General features: G+C 38.5%; 26 protein-coding genes. 17 read left to right on the top strand and 9 right to left on the bottom strand.

All coding sequences use genetic code 11. From position 1 onward, the window contains the following. Positions 1–9: 9 nt before the first annotated feature. A complete protein-coding gene (locus ABES02_RS02480; RefSeq protein WP_430130320.1) occupies positions 10–1,278 on the bottom strand; it encodes an NAD(P)/FAD-dependent oxidoreductase in 1,269 nt (422 codons plus the stop codon). Between the two features lie 195 nt (positions 1,279–1,473). Here ABES02_RS02480 and ABES02_RS02475 point away from each other — a divergent pair, with 195 nt between their 5' ends. Both ABES02_RS02475 and ABES02_RS02470 read left to right on the top strand, forming a co-directional pair. Next, positions 1,474–3,108, top strand: a complete 1,635-nt coding sequence (locus ABES02_RS02475) for a putative polysaccharide biosynthesis protein (RefSeq protein ID WP_430130317.1) — start codon at positions 1,474–1,476, stop codon at positions 3,106–3,108. Beyond that, positions 3,098–3,817 (top strand): pseudouridine synthase, encoded by a 720-nt coding sequence (locus tag ABES02_RS02470; protein WP_430130314.1) that lies wholly within the window; start codon positions 3,098–3,100, stop codon positions 3,815–3,817. Before ABES02_RS02475 ends, ABES02_RS02470 begins: the two co-directional genes overlap by 11 nt. 185 nt (positions 3,818–4,002) lie before the next feature. Here ABES02_RS02470 and ABES02_RS02465 read toward each other — a convergent pair whose 3' ends face one another. Next, the gene (locus ABES02_RS02465; protein WP_430130311.1) at positions 4,003–5,259 is read right to left on the bottom strand and encodes a TolB family protein; all 1,257 of its coding nucleotides are present in this window, start codon (positions 5,257–5,259) and stop codon (positions 4,003–4,005) included. Between the two features lie 114 nt (positions 5,260–5,373). Then, positions 5,374–5,817 (bottom strand): SgcJ/EcaC family oxidoreductase, encoded by a 444-nt coding sequence (locus ABES02_RS02460; RefSeq protein ID WP_430130308.1) that lies wholly within the window; start codon positions 5,815–5,817, stop codon positions 5,374–5,376. A 141-nt stretch (positions 5,818–5,958) separates the two neighbouring features. Here ABES02_RS02460 and speD point away from each other — a divergent pair, with 141 nt between their 5' ends. Next, positions 5,959–6,771 carry an adenosylmethionine decarboxylase gene (gene speD, locus ABES02_RS02455; protein WP_430130305.1) on the top strand — a complete coding sequence of 271 codons (813 nt, stop codon included), beginning with the start codon at positions 5,959–5,961 and terminating at the stop codon, positions 6,769–6,771. Positions 6,772–6,793: 22 nt separating this feature from the next. Here speD and ABES02_RS02450 read toward each other — a convergent pair whose 3' ends face one another. Continuing rightward, complete coding sequence (locus ABES02_RS02450; protein ID WP_430130302.1) at positions 6,794–7,543, bottom strand: AAA family ATPase; 750 nt, start codon at positions 7,541–7,543, stop codon at positions 6,794–6,796. A 103-nt stretch (positions 7,544–7,646) separates the two neighbouring features. Here ABES02_RS02450 and ABES02_RS02445 point away from each other — a divergent pair, with 103 nt between their 5' ends. From ABES02_RS02445 to ABES02_RS02435, 3 genes are all read left to right on the top strand, one after another. After that, positions 7,647–8,087, top strand: a complete 441-nt coding sequence (locus ABES02_RS02445; protein WP_430130299.1) for a DUF2935 domain-containing protein — start codon at positions 7,647–7,649, stop codon at positions 8,085–8,087. 593 nt (positions 8,088–8,680) lie between these two features. Beyond that, positions 8,681–9,106 (top strand): SRPBCC family protein, encoded by a 426-nt coding sequence (locus ABES02_RS02440; RefSeq protein WP_430130296.1) that lies wholly within the window; start codon positions 8,681–8,683, stop codon positions 9,104–9,106. Continuing rightward, the gene (locus ABES02_RS02435; RefSeq protein WP_430130293.1) at positions 9,107–9,445 is read left to right on the top strand and encodes an ArsR/SmtB family transcription factor; all 339 of its coding nucleotides are present in this window, start codon (positions 9,107–9,109) and stop codon (positions 9,443–9,445) included. It begins immediately after the preceding gene. A gap of 28 nt (positions 9,446–9,473) precedes the next feature. Here the strand turns inward: ABES02_RS02435 and ABES02_RS02430 are convergent, their stop codons facing one another. Then, a complete protein-coding gene (locus ABES02_RS02430; RefSeq protein WP_430130290.1) occupies positions 9,474–10,844 on the bottom strand; it encodes an amino acid permease in 1,371 nt (456 codons plus the stop codon). 186 nt (positions 10,845–11,030) lie between these two features. Here ABES02_RS02430 and ABES02_RS02425 point away from each other — a divergent pair, with 186 nt between their 5' ends. Next, positions 11,031–11,159, top strand: coding sequence for a hypothetical protein (locus tag ABES02_RS02425; RefSeq protein ID WP_430130287.1), 129 nt, complete (start codon positions 11,031–11,033; stop codon positions 11,157–11,159). Between the two features lie 73 nt (positions 11,160–11,232). Here ABES02_RS02425 and ABES02_RS02420 read toward each other — a convergent pair whose 3' ends face one another. Continuing rightward, entirely contained in the window at positions 11,233–11,454 is a 222-nt protein-coding gene (locus ABES02_RS02420; RefSeq protein ID WP_173058944.1) for a DeoR family transcriptional regulator, read from the bottom strand. Between the two features lie 469 nt (positions 11,455–11,923). Between ABES02_RS02420 and dat the strand changes: the two genes are divergently transcribed. Further along, the gene (gene dat, locus ABES02_RS02415) at positions 11,924–12,778 is read left to right on the top strand and encodes a D-amino-acid transaminase (protein WP_430130284.1); all 855 of its coding nucleotides are present in this window, start codon (positions 11,924–11,926) and stop codon (positions 12,776–12,778) included. Positions 12,779–12,818: 40 nt separating this feature from the next. On the opposite strand, the gene cysK is transcribed toward dat, so the two are convergent. Further along, on the bottom strand, positions 12,819–13,751 hold the full coding sequence (gene cysK, locus ABES02_RS02410; protein WP_430130281.1) for a cysteine synthase A: 933 nt from the start codon (positions 13,749–13,751) through the stop codon (positions 12,819–12,821). A gap of 143 nt (positions 13,752–13,894) precedes the next feature. On the opposite strand from cysK, the gene thpR reads away from it, so the two are divergent. From thpR to ABES02_RS02390, 4 genes are all read left to right on the top strand, one after another. Continuing rightward, positions 13,895–14,467 (top strand): RNA 2',3'-cyclic phosphodiesterase, encoded by a 573-nt coding sequence (gene thpR, locus ABES02_RS02405; protein WP_430130278.1) that lies wholly within the window; start codon positions 13,895–13,897, stop codon positions 14,465–14,467. Between the two features lie 15 nt (positions 14,468–14,482). Further along, positions 14,483–15,466 carry a diacylglycerol/lipid kinase family protein gene (locus ABES02_RS02400; protein WP_430130275.1) on the top strand — a complete coding sequence of 328 codons (984 nt, stop codon included), beginning with the start codon at positions 14,483–14,485 and terminating at the stop codon, positions 15,464–15,466. Beyond that, on the top strand, positions 15,453–17,582 hold the full coding sequence (gene pulA / locus ABES02_RS02395) for a type I pullulanase (protein ID WP_430130272.1): 2,130 nt from the start codon (positions 15,453–15,455) through the stop codon (positions 17,580–17,582). Before ABES02_RS02400 ends, pulA begins: the two co-directional genes overlap by 14 nt. A gap of 171 nt (positions 17,583–17,753) precedes the next feature. Then, a complete protein-coding gene (locus tag ABES02_RS02390; protein ID WP_430130269.1) occupies positions 17,754–18,527 on the top strand; it encodes a phosphotransferase in 774 nt (257 codons plus the stop codon). Here the strand turns inward: ABES02_RS02390 and ABES02_RS02385 are convergent, their stop codons facing one another. Next, positions 18,528–18,806 (bottom strand): YtzH-like family protein, encoded by a 279-nt coding sequence (locus ABES02_RS02385; protein WP_430130266.1) that lies wholly within the window; start codon positions 18,804–18,806, stop codon positions 18,528–18,530. A 161-nt stretch (positions 18,807–18,967) separates the two neighbouring features. On the opposite strand from ABES02_RS02385, the gene trmB reads away from it, so the two are divergent. After that, the gene (gene trmB, locus ABES02_RS02380) at positions 18,968–19,609 is read left to right on the top strand and encodes a tRNA (guanosine(46)-N7)-methyltransferase TrmB (protein WP_430130263.1); all 642 of its coding nucleotides are present in this window, start codon (positions 18,968–18,970) and stop codon (positions 19,607–19,609) included. 87 nt (positions 19,610–19,696) lie between these two features. Continuing rightward, positions 19,697–20,536, top strand: a complete 840-nt coding sequence (locus ABES02_RS02375; RefSeq protein WP_430130260.1) for a YtnP family quorum-quenching lactonase — start codon at positions 19,697–19,699, stop codon at positions 20,534–20,536. Between the two features lie 33 nt (positions 20,537–20,569). Here the strand turns inward: ABES02_RS02375 and ABES02_RS02370 are convergent, their stop codons facing one another. Continuing rightward, on the bottom strand, positions 20,570–20,881 hold the full coding sequence (locus tag ABES02_RS02370) for a PepSY domain-containing protein (protein ID WP_430130257.1): 312 nt from the start codon (positions 20,879–20,881) through the stop codon (positions 20,570–20,572). 182 nt (positions 20,882–21,063) lie between these two features. Here ABES02_RS02370 and ABES02_RS02365 point away from each other — a divergent pair, with 182 nt between their 5' ends. The 3 genes from ABES02_RS02365 to ABES02_RS02355 all read left to right on the top strand — a co-directional run bounded on the left by ABES02_RS02365 (position 21,064) and on the right by ABES02_RS02355 (position 23,149). Beyond that, the gene (locus ABES02_RS02365) at positions 21,064–22,131 is read left to right on the top strand and encodes a M42 family metallopeptidase (RefSeq protein WP_430130254.1); all 1,068 of its coding nucleotides are present in this window, start codon (positions 21,064–21,066) and stop codon (positions 22,129–22,131) included. 55 nt (positions 22,132–22,186) lie between these two features. After that, on the top strand, positions 22,187–22,696 hold the full coding sequence (locus ABES02_RS02360) for a DUF84 family protein (RefSeq protein WP_430130252.1): 510 nt from the start codon (positions 22,187–22,189) through the stop codon (positions 22,694–22,696). A 135-nt stretch (positions 22,697–22,831) separates the two neighbouring features. Continuing rightward, complete coding sequence (locus ABES02_RS02355) at positions 22,832–23,149, top strand: thioredoxin family protein (RefSeq protein ID WP_430130249.1); 318 nt, start codon at positions 22,832–22,834, stop codon at positions 23,147–23,149. The last annotated feature ends 9 nt before the right edge of the window (positions 23,150–23,158 follow it).

Here is a 23,158-nt window from a genome sequence, read left to right as displayed (position 1 = left end):
TAATATAAATCAGGCCTTTTTTGCATCAAGGGCCGCGTTGGTTCCAGCCAATCTCCCGGTTACAAGGGCAGAAGTGATATTGTATCCTCCTGTGTACCCATGAATATCTAAAATTTCTCCGCAAAAATAGAGGCCATTCATGAACTTCGAGCCCATGGTTTGAGGCTCGATTTCTTTAACTGAAACCCCGCCGCCCGTCACGAATGCTTTTTCCAAAGGAAGAGTGCCATTTACTTTGAACTGGAATTGTTTGCAGCTTTTAGCAAAACCTCGGAATTTTTCATTGGATATCGTACCACCCTGCTCCGAAGCATCAATTCCGTTCTGTTCTAATAGGAATAGGAGATAACGCTCAGGAAGAAGCCCTTTTAAGGTGTTTTTAATACTTTTCTTTGGCTCTTCTTTTACTAATTTCACGATTTCCTGAAAAAGTTCTTCCTCCTTTTTGTCTGGAAGAACATCTAGGCTCATTGTGACCTCTTTTAGGTTCCATTTTTTCATAGCCTTCACGACAAACTGACTGCACCTTAGTACTGCAGGTCCGCTTATTCCAAAATGGGTAAAAATCATATCCATTCGGTGAGAAATAAGAGGCTTTCCTTTTGGATTCAACACGCTAAGATCGATATCTCTTAAGGAAATTCCTTGCAGGGATTTATCGCGAATAAATGGCTCACTAGAGGTAACAGGAACCTCTGTGGGAAAAAGTTCAGTAATTGTATGACCTGCTTTTTCCGCCCAAGCATAGCCATCCCCGGTCGAGCCTGTATGGGGAACTGACTTGCCGCCTACGGCTATCACGATGGATTTTGTCCTGATTTTCTGACCGTCTTTTAACAGGACTGCCGAAACTTGGTCATTTTCATATAAAACGTCAGCAACAGGGCTATTTTTGAACACTTTCACATGAAGCCTTTCCAATTGCGTTAACAAAGCATCAACGACAGATTGTGCTTTATCAGAGACAGGAAACATCCGGCCGTGGTCTTCCTCTTTTAAAGCAATTCCAAGACCTTCAAAGAACTTTATAATATCTTCATTATTAAAAATAGAAAAAGCGCTATATAAAAACTTTCCGTTTCCCGGCAAGTGTTTTATGATTTCTTCAACGGGCAGGCGGTTTGTAACATTACAGCGTCCTCCGCCAGAAATGGCTAGTTTTCTGCCCAACTTGTCCCCTTTATCGATTAATAATACTTTAGCTCCTTTTTCACCAGCGGCAATAGCTGCCATTAGGCCTGAAGGACCGCCGCCAATGACAATAACATCAAATTCCATAATTGCACCAACTTTAAATAGATTCACCTCATTATAAACATTTCAACATGAAAATAAACGATTTTTCATAAATTTAACCCGGTTGTTAGTAGCATCCGAAGGAAAAGAGTTGTAAACTACTAATAGTGTGCAAAAAAAGTCGAATTTTTTCTTTGTGAAAAAGCGCACGTATTTCTTCGGGTAGGAAGGGATTCTATGCAATCTAAGCTTTTAAGAGGAACATTTATTTTAACGTTTGGCACGATACTATCGAAAATTCTTGGCTTAATTTATGTTATTCCATTCTTTCAAATCGTCGGTCGTTCAGGGACTACCCTTTATCAATTTTCCTATGTCCCCTATACCATTTTTATAAGTATAGCAACGGCGGGAGTTCCGCTTGCAGTATCCAAGTTTATTTCAAAATATAATGCTCTAGAGGAATATGCTGTCGGTAGGAAGTTATTTAAATCCGGACTAATGATTATGCTGTTAACAGGATTTTTGGCTTTCTTGATTATGTATCTTGCAGCACCGACATTAGCTGAAATGAGTATTAGCGGCGATAAAAAAGCCAACCTTTCACAGGTCACAACCGTTATGCATGCGGTCAGTTTTGCCTTGATCGTTGTTCCATTTATGAGCTTAATCCGCGGGTACTTTCAAGGTCATCAATCAATGGGACCTTCTGCACTTTCTCAAGTAGTGGAACAAATTGTCCGAATTACGTTTACACTTCTAGGTGCTTATGTAGTCTTACATGTTTTTAATGGAAAAATGGTTACGGCTGTAAGTGTAGCAACGTTTGCAGCGTTTATAGGGGCAATCGGCGGTCTGCTAGTTTTATTTTGGTACTGGTATAAAAGAAAACCATATTTAGATGAACTGCTTACACACGATAAAGGGACAATCGATATTTCTCTTAAAGAAATTTATAAAGAAATCTTCATCTCTGCGTTTCCATTTGTATTGGTAGGAATAGCTAACCCGCTATTTCAAGCCATTGATCAATTCACCTTTAGTAAGGCCATGGCCGAGATAGGAAAAGCTCCAAGCGTAGCGGAATCCTTTTTCTCCATATTGAATTTCGAGTCACATAAGATCGTTATCATACCGGTATCGCTTGCGACAGCCTTTTCGTTAACACTAGTACCAAGTATAACCAAGGCTTTCATTGAAGGTGATAAACATAGCTTAAATCGCCAGCTTAATCAGACATTTCAGGTTCTATTATTTTTAACCTTACCGGCTGCTATTGGCTTATCTTTATTAGCAGAGCCTGTTTACACAGCGTTTTATCAGCATGATTTACTTGGAGCAAGCGTTTTAAGAGCTTATGCTCCGGTTGCAATTCTCTTTTCCTTGTATTCGGTTACTGCTGCCATTTTACAAGGCATAAATGAACAACGATATACCATTCTAAGCTTACTTGTCGGTTTACTAATAAAATTAACCTTAAATATCCCATTGATTAAAATGATGGAAACAAGAGGGGCTGTATTAGCGACAACCTTAGGTTATACGGCAGCCATTATTATTAATATAATCGTGATTAAATTGTTTGCTCGTTACCCATTCCGTTTCGTTTGGAGAAGAAGCTTGTTAATTGTTATTTTCGCTGGAGTAATGTGGGTAGGAACAGAAGTAGTTTATAAATTATTACTGTTATTCCTTTCACCTGCTTCAAAGATGCAATCAGTCTTGATCATTCTTATTAGTGCTGGGGTTGGGGCCGGGATTTATTTTTATCTTGGACTAAAATCAGGTCTTGCCAGACGATTATTTGGCGACAAAGTAGATAGACTAATGACAAAATTACGATTACCGGGGAGGAGATCGGTTGAGAATTGATAAGATGCTGGCGAATCTCGGCTATGGAAGCCGGAAGGAAGTTAAGCAGTTATTAAAAAGTGGTGCCGTCAAAGTGGACGAGACGATAGTGAAGGATGCCAAACAACATGTGGATCCAAACACACAAACCGTTACCTTAAATGGTGAAGTCATTGAGTATAAAGAGTTTATTTATTTAATGATGAACAAGCCTCCTGGGGTTTTATCGGCTACAGAAGATAATCAAGGTGAAACAGTCATCGATTTATTGGAGTTAGAGGATCAGGTCTATGAGCCATTTCCTGTAGGCAGGCTCGACAAGGATACTGAGGGATTACTACTCATTACCAATGACGGGCAATTGGCGCATCGACTGCTATCTCCTAAAAAGCATGTTCCAAAAACTTATTTTGCTGTCATCGATAGAGAAGTTACAGAGGAGGATGTGGAAGCATTCGCCAAAGGTGTGACATTGGATGATGGTTATGAAACAAAACCTGGTGAATTAAAAATCCTAAAATCCGGACTTCGGTCTGATATTGAACTGACCATTACCGAGGGGAAATTTCATCAGGTAAAAAGAATGTTCCAAGCAGTCGGAAAAAATGTCGTTTACCTGCAGCGGATTTCAATGGGACCGCTTGCCTTGGATGAAACACTTGAGCTTGGCGAGTATCGGGAATTGAGCGAAGAAGAAATAGAATTATTGAGAGATTATCAAGTAAAGTGAAAAAGCAGCCAAATCTGGCTGCTTTTTCGATTTTTCGCAAATAAATAGGCACTTTTTTATGTGTTTTTTTCAAATGTTTGATTTTATCGGCGTAAATTGCCAATTTATCGGCGAATCTGACTGGTTTATCGGCGAATTTTTAAATATATCGGCGAATTACGACCATTTATCGGCGAATCACAAAATTAGTTCTTTTTTTCATAAAAGTCATACCCATCAATATTTTCAATCCATACTTGTGGATTTTGACCATTAGAATCAGCAATCCATAAATCTGGCTTTTGAAAGTCTGCTATATCTCTTTTTCGCAGCCAAGTTAATTTGTTTGAAGCGGGTAGGTACTGTGGCTGATAATCGCCGAAATCCTTAGGCGGATGGGTAATCTGATTTTGTGTTTGTTCTTTAATTTTTATTAAAAATAATGAAGGGTCTGGTCGGTTCTTTGCTTCATTTGACCAATCCGCTTCCTTAACTCTTGAAACAAAAAGAGAATTGTCATCCTTCCATCCAAACCCCAATTCTGCAAAATGAGAGGGTGTAAGGGTTGTCGATTTAAATGCCGGCATTTCTGTAATTTTCATATCTTTGTTTTTAAACCCTAAGACAATTCTTCCACCGCCAGCAATATATCCTAATAAATTTTGGGAATATGCCCATTTGGAAGGGCCAATAATGGTTTCATCTAAGACCTCAAAATTTTGTCCTTCAGATGAGATAACACATACCATATTGCTGTCCATCGCCCAAGAAGCAGTTGGAGGACTTACAATAAAGGAAATCCATTTACCGTCAGGAGAAAACTTGAAATTTCCTGGATCAGCTGCCACCATGCTGATACTTCCTTTTTTTAATTCATTAGGAATGGTATATAATTGCTTTACATTTTTCGTAAAGCTTTTTATTTTTGATAAATCTTTTTCGAGAACTATTGTAAAAAGGATTGGATTTGTCCATCCGTCCGGTCTTAAGGAAGCACTTGAGGCGGTAATGAACGATTTACCGTCCGGAAACCACGTATAATCACTAACACCTAAAGCGATATTGTAAAAATGTTCAAGATTCGAAACATTTAAAACCCAACCGCTTTTAAAAGCAACGAGATTCTCGACCGGTGACCACTTCGGATTATATCCGTCAGCAGTAATTTTAATATGCTTTTTCGTATAGACATTATAAACCCATATTTCGGTAAAGGTTTCCGAATTTTTCTTTTTATTAGGTTCAATTTGATACAAAATCCATTTCCCATCAGGGGACCATTGAGGTTGGTAGGAAAGTTTTGAAGCTTTATTTGAAACTTTCTGTTCCTTGCCATTTATTTTTGTCCATAGGAATCCATCTCTAATGAACGCTACCTTGACGTTTTTATCAAAAGGCTCAGCATGCGCAATATTAGGGAGCATCAGAATTAATAGTAATACAAACCAAAAGAATTTTTTCATCCCTTCACCTCTCTTCAGACCTTCAATTATTTTCCACAAGAATTTGGGAATTATGATGAAATAAAAAACAAAGTATCAAAATTTCGATACTTTGTTTTTGAAAGGAAAGTGAAATTATATTAATTCCTGAAGTTCCTCAGTCATTTGTTGAACTAATTCTGGCCTTCCATGGAATTGTGCGGGAGTATTTTGTAAAAGGACAATTTGCCACTTTCCGTCATTTTTATGGGCAACAAGCGTGTGATGAGTATTAACATTAGAATTGATTTCTGTACCTCCAGGCGGTACCATCCCGGCAATTGCCCGAAGTATAGCCACTTCGGATCCAAAAAAACGTACTTCTCGAACTTTTGCCACAAATGACGCAGTTTGATGATGAGCAAAAATTTGCTTAAGATTTGAAACTGCCTCTTCACGGCTAGAGTACTGGCTTCCATCATATCCGATTAATTCGCTTTTCACTGCAAATGGATTCATCATTTCTACGGCATTTTGATTATTCCATCCATCTAGAAACTGAGTATAAAGCTCCTTTATTAGGGCAATTTCATTGTTCAAAATAAGTCATCCCCTTTAAATCTTGTAATTTGGATTCAGTGTACCATGTTACGTAATAATTTTTCCATAAAATAAGGAACTATGGGTAAATTAATAATATTTACTAGCGATATTACCTTTTGACATAGGGGGACAGGGTTCATGAAACTAACACATGAGCAGGCAATTGAATTACATGGCTTTAATAACCTGACTAAATCATTAAGTTTTAATATGTACGATATTTGTTTTACCAGAACGCGGGAAGAGCGTGAAGCGTACCTAAAGTATATCGATGAACAATACAGTGCAGATAGATTACAAAACATTTTAAAGCATGTATCCGATATTATAGGAGCCCATGTGTTAAATGTGGCAAGTCAGGATTTTGAACCAGCAGGTGCGAGTGTAACCCTGCTTGTTTCTGAAGGACCGGTTGCTGCAAATGAACCGGAGGAATCATTTGAAGAATCACCGGGTCCGTTGCCGGAATCTGTTGTGATGCAGTTGGATAAGAGTCATATCACCGTGCATACATACCCTGAATTTCATCCAGACGAGGGAATTAGTACGTTTAGGGCTGATGTTGATGTATCAACGTGCGGTGAAATTTCCCCGCTCAAAGCACTTCATTATTTAATTCGCTCGTTTGAGACTGATGTAATGACAATCGATTATCGGGTTCGCGGGTTTACAAGAGATAAAACTGGCCATAAACTGTTTATTGATCATGAAATAAGTTCCATTCAAAACTACATTCCAGAGGATGTAGGAGAACTGTTTGATATGATTGATGTCAATGTCTATCAGGAGAATATCTTTCACACGAAATGTAAACTGCGGGAGTTTGATTTGAACAACTACTTATTTGGCTACAAAAAAGAAACTTTGTCACCAGACGAACATATCGAAATCACTGAAAGATTAAAGTTAGAAATGGACGAAATCTTTTATGGGAAAAATATTGTGCAATAGGGCTCTGGTCTCAGAGCTCTTTTTAATTCCCATTCAACAAATGATGAAGCATTCTATTTTTATCTTCAAAAAATTGTTTCATGATTCGATAATGATTGGTTTCCTCGAGCCTACTTTCTCTTATACCTTCCTCAGTGAATTCAAAAATTTTCGCATCGGGATATGCCATGATGATGGGTGAATGAGTAGCAATAATAAATTGGGAGTTTTCATTCACTAAATCATGAATCCTAGTCAGCATCGACATTTGCCTGAGCGGCGAAAGGGCAGCTTCCGGTTCATCCAAGATATAAATGCCATTACCAAAAAAGCGATGAAGAAAAGTAGCAAAGAAAGCCTCGCCGTGTGACTGTTCATGAAGCGATATACCGCCGAATGAATCGATTACTCGCGGCCCCCCTCCTCCACGGTCTAATTCCTCGATGTTGGAAGCGACATTATAAAAGCTTTCCGCCCGCAAAAAGAATCCATCCTTTGGCTTTTCGATGCCTTTTATCACTTTCAAGTAATCTCCAAGGGGAGAATGAGAATCGAATGTTGAAAAATTAAAGTTAAAGGAGCCACCTTCAGGATTAAAACCTAAAGCGACCGCGATAGCCTCTAATAAAGTGGATTTACCCATTCCATTTTCACCAATGAGAAAGGTAACTTTTGGGTGCAAAGATAATTCATCTAATGTTTTCAAACTCGGTAGATTAAAAGGAAATTTTTTAAATGAAGGAATTTCTTCCCTCTTTAAATGGATACTTCTTATATATTGATTCATGTCCATAAAACTACCTCAGAATGTATTTTATTTGTATTCTATCACGTTTTGAATATTTATCATGCTTTTCCCATAAATTGAAGTGATAGATACAAGGGAGAGGATGTACATGCAGTTTTATTATGGCGATCAAATGCCGCTTCGAATACTAGATGAAGCAGAGTTTTGGAAGCATCAGGAAGAAGAGCATACCGTTGTGATTCGGGAGCTTGTGAAGGGATTAGAGCCGGAGTTTGTCGATGCGTTGAATAAGTGGGAAACAGCCCTTGGAGAAACACATCGCCAGGTTATCGGATATATCGAAACAGTCATTCGGTCTGGCTCAAACGTGTCCTATGAGCTGTATCAGCATGTTCTTCAACTTGTCTCTTATTGTTTGCAGCAGAGTTTATCGTTCATAAGACTTTGTGAGCAAATTAAAACGGAAAGCTCTGCCGTCAGCGGTAATCCAACTGCAAAGGTCGTTTTAAATCATATTATTAGAGAATCAGAGTATTTTACAGGCATCGCCCAGGCATTGTTATACAGTAATCAGGGTAGAGAAATTTAAATACCCAACAGCCGAGCTTTGTATGATATGAATTTTTTTGGTGACTTTACTTATTGTAGAGTCACCTTTTATTTTGAAAGTCTCGTTATTGTTGTTTTTGAGATTTTTTGCAGTCAAAAAAAGAATTAATTCCATTTTCCAGACAACCAAAAAGGTGCTACGTGACCCCAAACCGGGATAAAAGATGATTAGGGTAACATAGAAAGAGGCTACGTGACCTAAACGGGGATGATAGGAGGATTAGAGTAACGTAGAAGGGGTCTACGTTACCAAAACTGGGATGAAAAGAAAATTAAGGTAACGTAGAAGGGGTATACATTACCTAAACAAGGATGAAATGAGACCTTGGGTAACGTAGCATGTGCGCTCCATTAAAAAAATGAGCGGTTCCATGCCGAAAATGCAATAAAACTTACTCCTTCGGTCAATGAAAAATCAATTCAATGCTTATCTTTTTTACAAAGTAATAGGAATCACGATTTTAGCCTTTAAAAACGCTTGACGTGAAACCAAATGGTGTTATATTATCTTAATGTGAAACCAAATGGTTACATATTAAATTAATCGGAAAGTAATTGAGGAGGAAAATAATTATGGTAAACGAAACACAAGGTACATTAGAAGATATTAAATATACGTTGGTGTATAATGCTCCAATTAATAAAGTATGGGATGCGGTTGCAACTTCTGAAGGCCTTGCAGCCTGGTTCATGCCAAACGATATGCAGCCTGTTGAGGGACACGAATTTCATTTAAATGCTGGTCAATTTGGTATGTCACCATGTAAGGTAACACATGTCGATCCGCCAAACAGTCTCTCTTTCAATTGGGGAAAAGACTGGACACTTACATTTGAGTTAAAAGAGCTTGATGGGAAAACAGAATTCACGTTAATCCATGGCGGTTGGGACGCCAACAAAGTTACTGAGTTTGGTGCTCCACATACTCCAATTCGCGAAAACATGAATCAGGGCTGGTCAGGTCTTGTTAAAAAATTACAAGGGTATGTTGAGGCATAGATGGCTGCTTCTTCAGCAAAGCATGATGTCTTTCAAGCCATTGCTGATCCAACCCGCCGGAGCCTGCTAAAACTATTAAGCAATCAAGAATTGCCTGTCACGGCTATCAGTGAACACTACCCGATAAGCCGCACAGCTGTTTCTAAGCACTTAAGGGTTTTAGCTGATGCCGGTCTGGTGAAGGAGCGAAAAGTAGGCAGGGAAACACGGTATAAGCTGGAACCTGAGCCGCTATTTGAATTAAAAGACTGGCTTCAGTATTTTGAGCTTTATTGGCAAAATAAACTTACTGCGCTTAGACTGTTTGTTGAATCGGAGGATGACCAAGAAAAAAAGTGATGCCCAAAGTTTTTTGGGTATCACTTTTTTAAATAGTGCGAGATGAATTCAAATTAACGGATGTCCATTTATTTCTACCCACAAACGAGAGGATAATAAGTATTCCTAAAGTGATTAAAGAGACGCTTGAACCAATTAAATTATTGGGATTTAAAATAAATCCAATAAAGATGGTGCATAAGGACACAATCGCAAATATCGTGGTGTAAGGAAACCCTTTTACCCGAAAAGCGGGTTGATTTTTATATAATGGTCTTAACTTTAATTGGGCGGCACAAATGCTAATCCAAATTAACATGACTGTAAAACCTGGGATTGTCATAAGATAGCTGATGACTTGACTAGGTGTTATATAGGCTAAATAAACACCGCCTAAAATAAAGGCACTAGTAATCATAATCCCTGCTAATGGAATTCCCGTTTTCGTTGTTTTTAATAAACTCTTTGGTGCCACGCCGCTTTGGGCCATCGAGAATAACGTTCTAGAAGTAGCGTAAATCCCCGAATTGGCAGCCGATAGTACTGCCGTTAAAAGGACGAAATTCATGATATGGGCAGCGCCTGGAAGGCCAGTGCTGCTGAAAACTTGAACGAATGGGCTTTCAGAGCCAGAAACTTTATTCCAAGGCATAAGGCCGCAAATAATTAAGATTGGTAAAATATAAAAAATGATGACGCGCCAGACGGCACCCTTAATGATCTTTGGTAAAACCCGCTCAGAATCTTTTGTCTCCGTAACGGCAACCCCGATTAATTCAGCACCTCCATAGGAAAACATGACCACTAAGAACGCGCTGAACATGCCGACAAGACCGTGCGGGAAAAATCCCCCATGTGCTGTATAGTTCGCGACAGAACCGGTCGAAGAGCCAGGAATGATTCCAAATAGAAGCAAAAATCCTAAAACAATAAATGCCGTTAAGGCTAAAATCTTTATTCCTGCAAACCAAAACTCCAGCTCTCCATAATATTTCACTTGAGTTAAATTGATTCCAACGATTACAACTGCACAAATAAGGCTTAATATCCATAATGGGACAGAAGGGAGCCAATATTGCAAGAAACTGCCAGCTGCTAATAATTCTACTACTGTGACTAAAATCCAATTAATCCAGTAGAGCCAGCCAACAATGAAGGAAACTTGAAATCCAAAAGCTTTTTTTACTAAATGCTGGACATTTAAATTTGGAAAGGCCAACGCCATTTCCCCTAAGGCTGCCATGATAATAAAGAGAATGAGACCGCCAATTAAATAGGTAACAACAACACTTGGCCCTGCAATATTCAAGGTATCAGAGCTTCCTTTAAAGATACCTGTCCCAATCATTCCAGCTAAAGCAATAAACTGGACATGCCTTGGCAATAATCCTTTTTTTAATTCCTGCTGTTTATGTTCCATGTTGATTCAGCTCACTTTTCTTCTTTGCTTAGACGCTTTTAAGCGCTAAAGTATTTTATACTAATATAGCATATTTTAATAAACTGTCAAATAGAGTTGGAGATTTTTCTTAATGAATATTTTTTGCCTGAAGGAAACTTTATTAGTTAAGGCGAATATTATAAATATAAATAGGAGGCGGATTTTATGAATATAAACCCTCGAATGCAGCGGAGGATTTTCCTTTATTCATTTTTGTTTAAAAAGCTCGGAATCTTAAGCGACCAAGAATTTAATAAAATTATTAAATTTGATCAAATCCATGACCGGCGGTAATTCATGAAAACAAAAAAGCACACGATTGACTCGCGTGCTTTTTTTAATGTGTATTAATCTAATTTTATTGGTTTTAAGATGACATCTTCACTTTCTTTTCTGTAGTAGTCCATTTTCCGCGGCTTGGGCTTATGACCAAGTCATTATAGGCTAAGACATTTAAATCTCGTTGTATGGTGCGAGGAGTGATACCAAATTCCTCTACAAGTTCCTGCGTCGTGACAGTGCCGTTATTGCGGATAAACATGTAGATACATTTGATGCGGTTTAACATCCGGTTAGTTGAAGGTTTCAAAGAACCACTCCCTATCCTTTTTTCAAACCTATGGCTTAATCCCTCTACCGACAGCCTCTTTGAAAATATGTAGTTTTCTTTTCCGCGCAGACAACTCCTTTTCATGGATGGTTGTAGTGGATACTTAGATGTCATACATCTAACCATATTGTACCCATAATTTCTGAAAATTTCTACCACAATAGTAAAATTTACAAAATAATTAAATTAAATTTACGTAAATTATTCGGATTTTCTCCCTCACTTTCATTGCTATTACTATATGGTATGGGGGATAATGTTTGGTTTATGATAATTTTTTGAATTTTTAGTAAAATATACTGTTATTTGGAAGCTTTTATAAAAAATTGATAAGATAAATGCCATAATGATATTGTTACATTAGCAACTATATCTGCAACGGCTATTTACGCACAGGCCATATTTGAATGGACACAAAATGAATAAGTAAACAAAGGGGAAATCGGAGATGAAATTTGCTATTTTGAACAGCCAAATAATTGAACGTTCAGAAGCTAGGGTAGACGTGGAAGACCGCGGTTATCAATTTGGTGATGGGGTCTATGAGGTCATCAGGGTTTATAATGGAAGGATGTTTACAGCAAACGAACATTTAAATCGTTTTGTAAAAAGTTCCGCTAGTATTGGGATTACACTACCATATACAATCGAACAATTAACACAATTACTAGAGGAATTAAAGGAAAAAAATAATCTGCAACTGGGCACGATTTATTTACAAATTACAAGGGGAGTTGCTCCGCGTAATCATCCTTTTCCCACGGAAGAGATTGTGCCAACTCTTGTAGCCTATACGAAAGAGGTTGGACGACCAGTAGAAAGTTTGGCGACCGGCGTGACTACGATTCTTACTGAAGATATCCGCTGGCTGCGTTGTGATATAAAGAGCTTAAATTTACTAGCTAATTTATTAGCAAAACAAAAAGCTGCTGAAGAAGGATGCTTTGAGGCCATCCAGCATCGAGGCCAGGATGTTACAGAAGGAAGCTCATCCAATATCTTTATTGTTAAAAACGGAACTGTAATGACACACCAATCAGATAATCTTATCCTAAAAGGGATTACAAAGGATGTTATTCTTGATCTTTGTTTAAAAAATAATATTAGAGTCCAAGAAAGAACTTTTACTCTTGATGAACTAGCGCAAGCTGATGAAGTGTTTCTCGCTAGTACAACGGCAGAGGTAATGCCGATTATTGAAATAGATGGAAAAAAAGCAGGAGACGGACAGCCTGGACCTGTCACAAGAAAATTACAAGAGTTATTTGTTCAGGAAATTGAAAGGCAATGTGGAAATCTATAAGAAAGAGATAAAGACGTGCACGTACGCACGTCTTTTTCTCTTAATCAAATTGAAATAGATCGCTCGATAAATATCTCTCACCCGTATCACAAGCAATGCACACAACTACATCGTCGGAGGTTAATGTCTTTGCGACTTGCAATGCAGCGAAGCAGGCAGCGCCTGAGGACGGACCAACGAGAATTCCTTCCTCACTAGCTAATTTACGGGAAATTTCATAAGCATCTTCATCGGAGATTTTTTGAATTTCGTCATACACATCCTGGTTAAGGATTTCAGGGATAAATCCAGGACTTGTCCCGACAAGCTTGTGTTTACCAGGTTTTCCACCGGATAGAACAGGTGACCCTTTAGGTTCCACAACATGGATTAATAAATTATCAAACTGCTTTCTTAAGACTTCCCCCGTTCCTGTAATCGTCCCGCCCGTTCCTGCAGTGGCAACAAAAGCAGATAAAGTCTTGCCGATTTCTTTCATCGCCTCAATGATTTCAACTGCGGTTGTGTTTCGGTGGGCATCTGGATTTGCTTGATTCTCAAACTGCATCGGAATAAAGCTATTAGGAATAACAGCTGCTAATTCTTGTGCTTTTTTTATAGCACCCGGCATCTTTTCGTCCCCCGGAGTAAGGACAACCTCAGCCCCATAAGCTTTTAAAATATTAATTCGTTCCAATGTCATCGTATCTGGCATTACAATAATCGAGCGATATCCACGTGCTGCTGCATTCATAGCTAAGCCGATGCCGGTATTTCCACTAGTCGGCTCAATAATGGTTGACCCCTCTTTTAAAAACCCTCTTTTTTCAGCTGCAAGAATCATATTAAAAGCGGCGCGGTCTTTTACACTTTTACTAGGATTAAAAAATTCAAGCTTTAAATATACAGTGGCCCCATCTTTTGGAGCAACGCGATTGAGTTTTACGAGAGGTGTTTCTCCAATTAGTTCGGCAATATTATTTACAACTTTCAATTTGGGCCCTTCCTTTCTGTAGTTCCTTATTTAATGATAAATAATTTTTTCCCCATTGTAAAAAATATCGGATAATGTTTGTCTGTAATTAGATACAATTAAAGAAAAATAGACTAAAATTTAATAAAGGATGAATAAATCGAATGGAACCAAGAAACCATTTTTTCTATGCTGTAAAGATACCAGATGAAACAAAAGTAATCATGAAAGATCGGATCGAAAAAATTAAAGGAAGAATTCCGTTTAGCAGATGGGTCCATCATCAGGATCTGCATATTACATTGGCTTTTCTAGGCGGTGCAGGCTCTGAAAAACTTGTAGAGACAGAAAAACTGGTGAGAGAAGCGGTTAAGAACGAAAAAGCATTCCCTTTAAAAATAAACAAACTAGGGATATTCGGAAATCCAGAAACGCCTCGTATTTTTTGGGCGGATACAGAGGATAGTTCGGACCTGAAAGAGTTAAGAAATAAGGTATTTTCTGCTTGTGAAAAAGCTGGCTTTCAACTGGAAACCCGTCCGTTTCGTCCCCATATTACCCTTGCAAGAAAATGGGTTGGGGAACAAGCCTTTCAAAAAGAACTACTTGCCCTGTGGGATGAGCTCCAGTCTAACCCCATTCCTTTTCAAGCAAGGGATGTGGTCTTATACCAAACTCATCTTCAAAGGACCCCAAAATATGAAGCCATAACCCTATTCCCTTTAGAATACCATTAGTAAAGAGGTGGCGGTATGAAACAAATCTATTTTATTATCAATCCAAAAGCAAGAAACGGCCACTGCTTTAATATTTGGAGAAATGTTGAAACGCAATTGGAGAAAGAAAAAATATCCTATTTGGCATTTTTTTCAGAGTATCCAGGACACGCGAAAATCATTGCCAGCCAAATTGCTGCAAGCAACAAAGAGAAAAAAGTAATCATTGCTGTTGGCGGAGACGGAACCATACATGAAGTGATGAATGGAATCGTGAATAATATAAATATCACACTAGGATTCATACCCGGAGGGTCGGGGAATGATTTTTCACGTGGCTTTCTTATTCCGTCGGATCCATTGGAAGCCCTCCATGTCATTTGTCGATTAATGAAACGTGATGCCCAATCAATTGATGCAGGCAAAATGACGATGGAGGATCAATCAGTCCATTATTTTATTAATAATATGGGTGCGGGGTTTGATGCAAGTATTGCCCATGAAGTAAATCAATCCCCAATAAAGGCATGGTTAAATAAGCTCTCAATGGGACGCTTGGTTTATGTGTATTTTCTACTAAAAAAGTTATTTACTTATAAAACATCTACAATTGATTTATCAATTGACGGGAAAAAGCATATATTTGAACAAACATGGTTTGTTACCGTTTCCAATCAGCCTTATTATGGAGGAGGTATGAAAATTGCACCTCAAGCTGAGCCAGACGATGGGCTGTTTGATATAACCGTTGTCCATAAGTTATCACGTCTAAAATTGTTGCTTGTTTTTATTAGTGTTTTTTGGGGGAAACATATCCATTTTAAGGAAGTAAAAACTTTTAAGGGAAAAGTAGTTTCCATCCATTCAAATAGTTCTCTATTTGTACATGGTGATGGCGAGCATATAGGATTTACCCCTTTGACCATTCACCTGCAGACAAAGGCACTGGCAGTTTTGACGGGGTGGAAAAATAAGGAATCAGCTGATTTGAAAGAGAGGGACTCGAATGATTGCCACTGAGCGAAATTTTCTTGCCTACTTAGATGAGATGAAGATCATTACGATTCTTCTGCCACTTTCATATCACCATGGGTCATCATCTTTATTCATTATTTCCAATGACTTTAAAGATGCCCCATTGAAAATCATCGACAAGCGCCAAATAGAAAATAAAATGAAATATGTTTGCCAGCTAGAAGAGGAACTATCATTTGGAAAACAATATTGGATACATGACGAACACGGAGGAAAAACAGATCTCCAAATAGGTGCAGTCATCCGGACGGAAATCTTTGATAAAAAATTTTATTATGACGGTACCGATTTAGGCGTGACCTTTGATGAACGACAAAGTCAGTTTAAGCTTTGGGCCCCAACAGCAACGGCGCTCAAATTAAAGTTACGACCGCCTAACAGCCAATTTTCCGAAATCGTAAAAATGAAGCGAGAAGATTCGGGGATTTGGTCGGTTACGGTAAATGGAAATTTAGAATATTATCAGTATAGCTTTCTTGTCCATGTAAACCTGGAATGGCGGGAGGTCATCGATCCGTATGTAAAAGCCTTGACGGCAAATGGGGAACATGGGATCATTGTAAACCTGAAAAAAACAAAAAGACCCAAAGTAAAGCTTCCTCTAATAGAAAGTCCTGTTGATGCAATTATTTATGAAACACATATTAGAGATTTTACGATTCATTCTAGCAGCGGAGTAACCCATAAAGGCCTATACCTTGGTGCAAGTGAGCTTGACACAAAGGATAAAGATGGGGGACTCACTGGATTGTCTTATGTAAAAGACTTGGGAATCACTCATATTGAATTTCTCCCTTTTCATGATTTTGCGGGTGTGAATGAACTCGATCCGAATGCGGATTATAATTGGGGCTACAACCCCCTTCATTTTAATACTCCAGAAGGAAGCTATTCAACAGACCCCTCTAATCCCTATGTGAGGATTATTGAATTAAAGGAATTAATTGATCAAATTCATCGTGCTGGTCTCAGGGTTATTATGGATGTGGTATATAATCATGTATATATCCGTGAAAATTCCTCTTTTGAAAAAGTGGTTCCTGGTTATTATTTCCGTCATAATGAGATAGGACTTCCTTCAAACGGGACTGGTGTGGGGAATGATATAGCATCCGAGCGGAGGATGGTAAGAAAATTTATTTTAGATTCCATTCAATATTGGATGGAGGAATACCATATTGATGGCTTCCGGTTTGACTTAATGGGTATTTTGGATGTAGAGACGATGAATTTAGTTAGGACAGTCTGTGACAGCATAAATAAAGAAACAATTATTATTGGTGAGGGCTGGAACCTTAATACACCACTCCCCCAAGATCAAAAAGCGATCATCGCGAATCAGGCCAAAATGCCGCAAATTGGCCAATTTAATGATAAATTCCGTGATACCATTAAAGGTAGTACTTTTAATTTATTCGATAAAGGATATGCTTTAGGAAATGAACACTTCCTTGAGGGTGCGATTGAATTAATCACTGGCAGCATCGGTTTTAATAAAAAGAATAATGGATTGTTTAATAATCCATCTCAATCAGTAAATTATGTTGAATGTCATGATAACCATACCATGTGGGATAAGCTTCTTGCTTGTCATAAAGAGACTGATGAGACAGCTCGAATGAAATATCATCGACTTGCCTCGGGATTGGTTTTATTGGCACAAGGAATTCCTTTTCTTCATAGCGGTCAGGAGTTTTTTCGAACGAAACATGGCGAAGGAAACAGCTATCGTTCACCTGATACCGTAAACCAACTTGATTGGGAGCGGAAATGTATCTATAAGGAAAACGTAGAGTATATAAAAGGCCTTATTCAAATTCGAAAATCGTATCCTTGCTTTCGTATGAGAAATCCTGATGACATTCGCTCCGGAATTCAAATCTTACCATTTCTAGCGCCAGTTTTAGGCCTTTTATACGAAAAGAACCAAGTCATCATGATTATAAATCCTTCTTCCCGTGACCATTTAGTCACAATACCTGACGGTGAATGGTTTATGCTTGCCAATCATGAGTTTTCAGGAATTTCTTTAAACAAAATCCTTCAAGGTGGCGAGATAACGGTTGGACCAATCTCGCTAAATGTTTTCCTAAAAAAATAGTTTCGCAAGATTACTTGACGAAAAAAGGCTACCCGCGATAAAATTTATTATGATGGCTATTGTGTCGATGGTTCAATAGCCTTTTTTTATTTTTAAAATGAAGGTAAAAAGGCGCATGCGCTTATATCTAAAAGCTCCCATAAGAACGGCATAAATTGAAGGTGAACAATTTTGGAACATATATTAGGACAAGAGTGGGAAATTACCCCTGCTGGAGGCGCGACAGGAGAAGCCTTTTATGCACATTATGAAGATCAAAGGCTTTTTTTAAAGCGGAATTCTTCTCCATTCCTTGCGGTACTATCGGCAGAAGGGATCGTCCCAAAGCTTGTTTGGACGAAACGACTGGAAAACGGAGATGTCATAACAGCACAGCAATGGCTAGAAGGCCGGGAATTGAAACCTTCTGATATGAATCATGAACTTGTTGCGAAGTTGCTGAAAAAAATTCACCAATCAGAGCCGATGCTGGGTATGCTTAGCCGATTAGAAAAATCGCCTTTGGACCCTGAAATCTTTTTTCAGACGGTGATAACTGATTTAGATGAAGAAATCCTTTTCTTGCCTGAAGTTCAAAAAACATTGAATTTCTTAAAACAGGAAGCGAAGAATGTCTACAGTGAAGAAAAAGTGGTATGTCATGGTGATGTAAACCATAACAACTGGTTGCTTGCGGAAGACAACCAGTTGTACTTAATTGATTGGGATGGGGCGATGATCGCCGACCCTGCAATCGATCTTGGTTTGCTCCTTTACTGGTATATTCCAGAAGAAAATTGGCAGGATTGGCTTAGCATGTATGGGTTAAACCTAACGGATCATCTAAGACTAAGAATGAAATGGTATGTGGCCGTTCAGACCCTATCTTCTATTCAATGGTATAAAAATAAAAACCGCATCGAAGAAATGAACAAATGGTTAATATTTTTAGATGATATCCTTTAATCAGGAAAACTGACCAATATCGTTCACCCACTGGGATAGGTTTTCTTGATTGGATAGGATATGCTCATCTAAGTCAGCCGTCCCTGCGCCCTGTTGGCTATATTGATAAACTTCCTGCAAAATGTTTTTTACATTTTGATCAACCTGTGAGTTTACCATAAGGGACTTCACCAAACGTTCTAATTGTTCACATTCTGATACAGAACCGCAGCAATCTGTTTGATGATTGTTTAGAATATCTTTTAGCAATGTAACTTGGTCACTATGACTTAATGGCATGAATAACACCCTTTCAAGTGGGATTTTATAAAAGGAATTCACAGTTAGGTTGTGAATTCTTTTTTTGTTTATGCATTTTGCTTTTTTCCAAAAAGATTGGCTTGCATGAAAAAAGTCATCGTGTTATGTTTTGAACGAAATTATTTTTTAGGAGTGCTAAAATGAGACTTAGAAATAAACCTTGGGCAAAGGATAAAATAGAGCAGCATCCCCAATATATCGTCGCGAATCCGGAAATATATAAAAGTAAATGGCATGAGGTATTTGGAAATGACCAACCGCTTCATATCGAGGTTGGAACAGGAAAAGGCCGATTCATTACCGAAATGGCTAAAGCAAATCCAGAAATTAATTATATGGGAATTGAGCTGTATGATAGTGTTATCGTTGCGGCTTTAGACCGTTTAATCGAAGCAGATTTACCGAATCTTAGACTTCTTAATGTTGATGCAGCCGATTTAGCTAAATACTTTGCTAAAAATGATGTTGACCGTGTTTATCTGAACTTCTCTGATCCATGGCCAAAAGTCCGCCATGAAAAAAGAAGATTAACGTATAAATCGTTCTTAAAGCTGTATGAGGATATAATGATAGATGGCGGCGAAATTCATTTTAAAACGGACAATCAGGGACTATTTGAATATTCTTTAATGAGTTTTTCCGAATATGGGTTATTGTTGAAGTATCTTAGTTTGGATTTTCATAAGAGCGGCTATGAAGGTAACATCATGACCGAATACGAAGAGAAATTCTCAGAAAAAGGGAATCGTATTTACCGCTGTGAAGTAAAATATCAAAACTAATTCGAAGGACAGTTCTTCTATGAGCTGTTCTTTTTATTTTTCCTCAATATGGGACAATGCTAAAATAATACAAAGGGAGTTGAAACAATGGAAACTTTAAAGATTGGAAATGTCACGCTTACTTGGTTATCAGGAGGGGTTACGAATTTAGATGGCGGTGCCATGTTTGGCGTGGTTCCCAAAGGACTATGGTCAAAGAAATATCCATCCAACGATAAAAACCAAATTGAATTGCCGACTGATCCTATTTTAATTCAAATGGATGGAAAAAATTTATTAGTTGAATCAGGACTTGGTAATGGAAAGTTAACAGAAAAACAGCTTAGAAACTATGGGGTAACGAAGGAATCAGAAATAGATATTTCTTTAGAAAAAATCGGCTTGAGTTCTGATAAAATTGATTTTGTCTTAATGACACATTTGCATTTCGACCATGCTTGTGGCCTGACAAAGTTGCAAGAGGGACGGTATGTTTCAGCCTTCCCAAATGCGAAAATTATTACTTCACAAATTGAATGGGACGAAATGCGAAACCCGAATATCCGATCAAAAAATACATATTGGAAAGAAAACTGGGAGGCCATTGCGCCGCAGGTCGAAACATTTGAAGAATCGTGGATTTTTGGCAGCATTCGTATGATTCATACGGGCGGTCATAGTGACGGACATTCGATTCTTATTATTGAGGATGAAGGTGAAATGGCCATCCATATGGCAGACCTAATGGCGACACACGCCCATCAAAATGTTTTATGGGTGATGGCTTATGATGATTACCCGATAGACTCCATTGCAGCAAAAGAAAAATGGCTATCCTATTGCCTTGGAAAAAATGCGTGGTTTACCTTTTACCATGATGCCTATTATCGAGCTGTCAAATGGGGACAGGATGGAAAAATCGTCGAGAGCATTAAAAGGGAAGGATAAAAATAGCCGCATGATTTATGCGGCCATTTATTATTATAAAGGTTGTATATCTAAGATGGTTCCTGTTTGGGCATCGGCGATAAATTCAAGTTGTTCAGTTGCGCCGTTATTATTTTTGGTGATGCCGCCTTTATATACTCGATATTTTATTTGATGTTTTTCATACGGCTCCGCTGCCATATGTATCCATGATCCACTTATAGGTCCATTTTGTTTTAAATGGTTTTTTACCTGATTTAAAACTTTTTCAGGTGAAACATTTGTTTTTTTGCTTAAGACTTCTTTAGCAGCATAACCGCTAATGGCACCTAAGGCAGCACCAAGAATGAATGATTTCCAGTTCAAATAAAGCACCTCCATCTAATAAAAAACACCTTAAGTAAACGATTCCACTTTCAGTATATCTTATTTGGCTAGATGAAGATAATATAACAGCAGGGATTAGAAATAGTGGTAAGGGGTTCGAAATTTCTGTAAAATAAAAAGATACATAATCATTTTGAGAAAACCAAAGGAGCAGTCTGACTATGAACGAACAAACCTTAAAGCTTTTTCAAACGTTAACAGAGCTTCCTGGAGCCCCTGGTAATGAACATTTAGTAAGGAAATTTATGAGGGAACAATTATCCCAATATGCGGATGAAATCGTTCAAGATAAATTAGGCAGCATTTTTGGTGTAAAAAAAGGAAATGGGCCTACTGTAATGGTAGCTGGGCATATGGATGAAGTAGGATTCATGGTTACCGCCATTACCGATAATGGTATGCTGCGCTTCCAGCCTCTTGGTGGATGGTGGAGTCAGGTTATTTTGGCACAGCGTGTTCAAATCATGACAAAGAATGGTCCTGTTATCGGAGTCGTTGGTTCCATTCCGCCTCATCTTTTGGACGAAGCGAAACGAAACAAACCAATGGAAATTAGCAATATGCTGATCGATATTGGCGCGGATGACCGTGAGGATGCTGAAAGAATTGGTATCAAACCAGGTCAGGCCATCCTGCCGATTTGCCCGTTTACACCAATGGCAAACGAAAAGAAAATCTTAGCAAAAGCTTGGGATAATCGCTATGGCTGCGGTCTTGCGATAGAATTGCTTCAAGAACTAAAGGATGAGACCTTGCCAAATACCCTTTATTCCGGTGCAACCGTTCAAGAAGAAGTGGGCTTACGTGGCGCGCAGACAGCCGCGAATATGATTAATCCTGACCTCTTTTTTGCACTTGATGCGAGCCCGGCTAATGATATGACCGGGAACAAATTGGAATTTGGCCATTTAGGAAAAGGGGCATTGCTACGAATATTGGATAAATCAATGGTGACACATCGTGGAATGAGAGAATTTGTCCTCGATATGGCTGAAACTCACAATATTCCCTATCAGTATTTTGTATCACAGGGCGGAACGGATGCCGGTCGTGTTCATCAATCCAATCAAGGGGTTCCAAGTGCAGTTATCGGAATTTGTTCACGCTATATTCATACCCATGCCTCCATCGTCCATGTAGACGATTACGCTGCAGCAAAAGAACTTTTGGTTAAGCTGGTTAAGGCATGTGACCAAACGACGGTTGATACGATTAAAGTAAACAGTTAATTTTACTTTTGGAGGCAGAGTATTGCCTCCTTTATTTATTGAGGAGATGTCTTAAATGAAAGTAATTATCGGATCGAAAAATCCTGCTAAAATAACTGCTGTTAAAAATGGTTTTCAACATCACGATGCAGAGTTCGTATCTCTAGATATTCCTTCCGGTGTAAATGCACAGCCATTTTCAGATGAAGAAACCATTAAGGGAGCGATTACCAGGGCAGTAGAAGCCCTAGAGCAAGGCAATGGGGATATTGGGATTGGTCTCGAAGGCGGAGTCCAGGAATCGAGCCAAGGATTGCTGATCTGTAATTGGGGGGCACTAGCTTCAAAAGGTTGTGAACCGATTATTGCTGGCGGTGCAAGATTACTGCTGCCAGATGAAGTTGCAGCACGACTTCGGGCCGGTGAAGAACTCGGACCCGTTATGGAGGAGTATGCTAGTATGAAGAATGTCAGAAAACATGAAGGAGCTGTGGGTATTTTCACAAATGGTCTCGTTAATCGTGTAGATATGTTTACACATGTCATGAACCTTCTTGTTGGACAATATATTTATCAAAAAAAATAATCTCTCTTTTTCGACAGCGTTAAAAATGATAAAATAAATGGGTACGATAAGAACGAAGCATATCGTTGGACTGTCTATCACGATGGCTGTTATCATTTGAAAAGATAGAGATCATTTCAAACGGAGGCGTTGGGATTGAAGCATTTAGAGTCAATCGAGGAATTTGAACAACTTAAAGATAATGGGAAAACTATTTTTATGTTTTCAGCAGAGTGGTGCGGAGATTGTCGTTTTATTGAACCAGCTCTTCCTGAAATTGAAGCGAAATTTAATGACTATACATTTATCCATGTTGACCGCGATCAATTTATCGATTTATGCCAACAGGTAGATGTTTTTGGGATTCCAAGCTTCATCGCCTATGAAAACGGTAAAGAGCTTGATCGCTTTGTTAGCAAGGACCGCAAAACTCAAGAAGAAATTGAAGGATTTATTACGGGTTTGAAATCATAATTCAATCAA

The sequence above is a fragment of the Neobacillus pocheonensis genome (genome assembly GCF_050477905.1).
GTDB lineage: Bacteria > Bacillota > Bacilli > Bacillales > Cytobacillaceae > Neobacillus > Neobacillus pocheonensis_A.
Note: the sequence above shows the minus strand (reverse complement) of the source record. Positions and strands in the feature narration are given on the sequence as shown.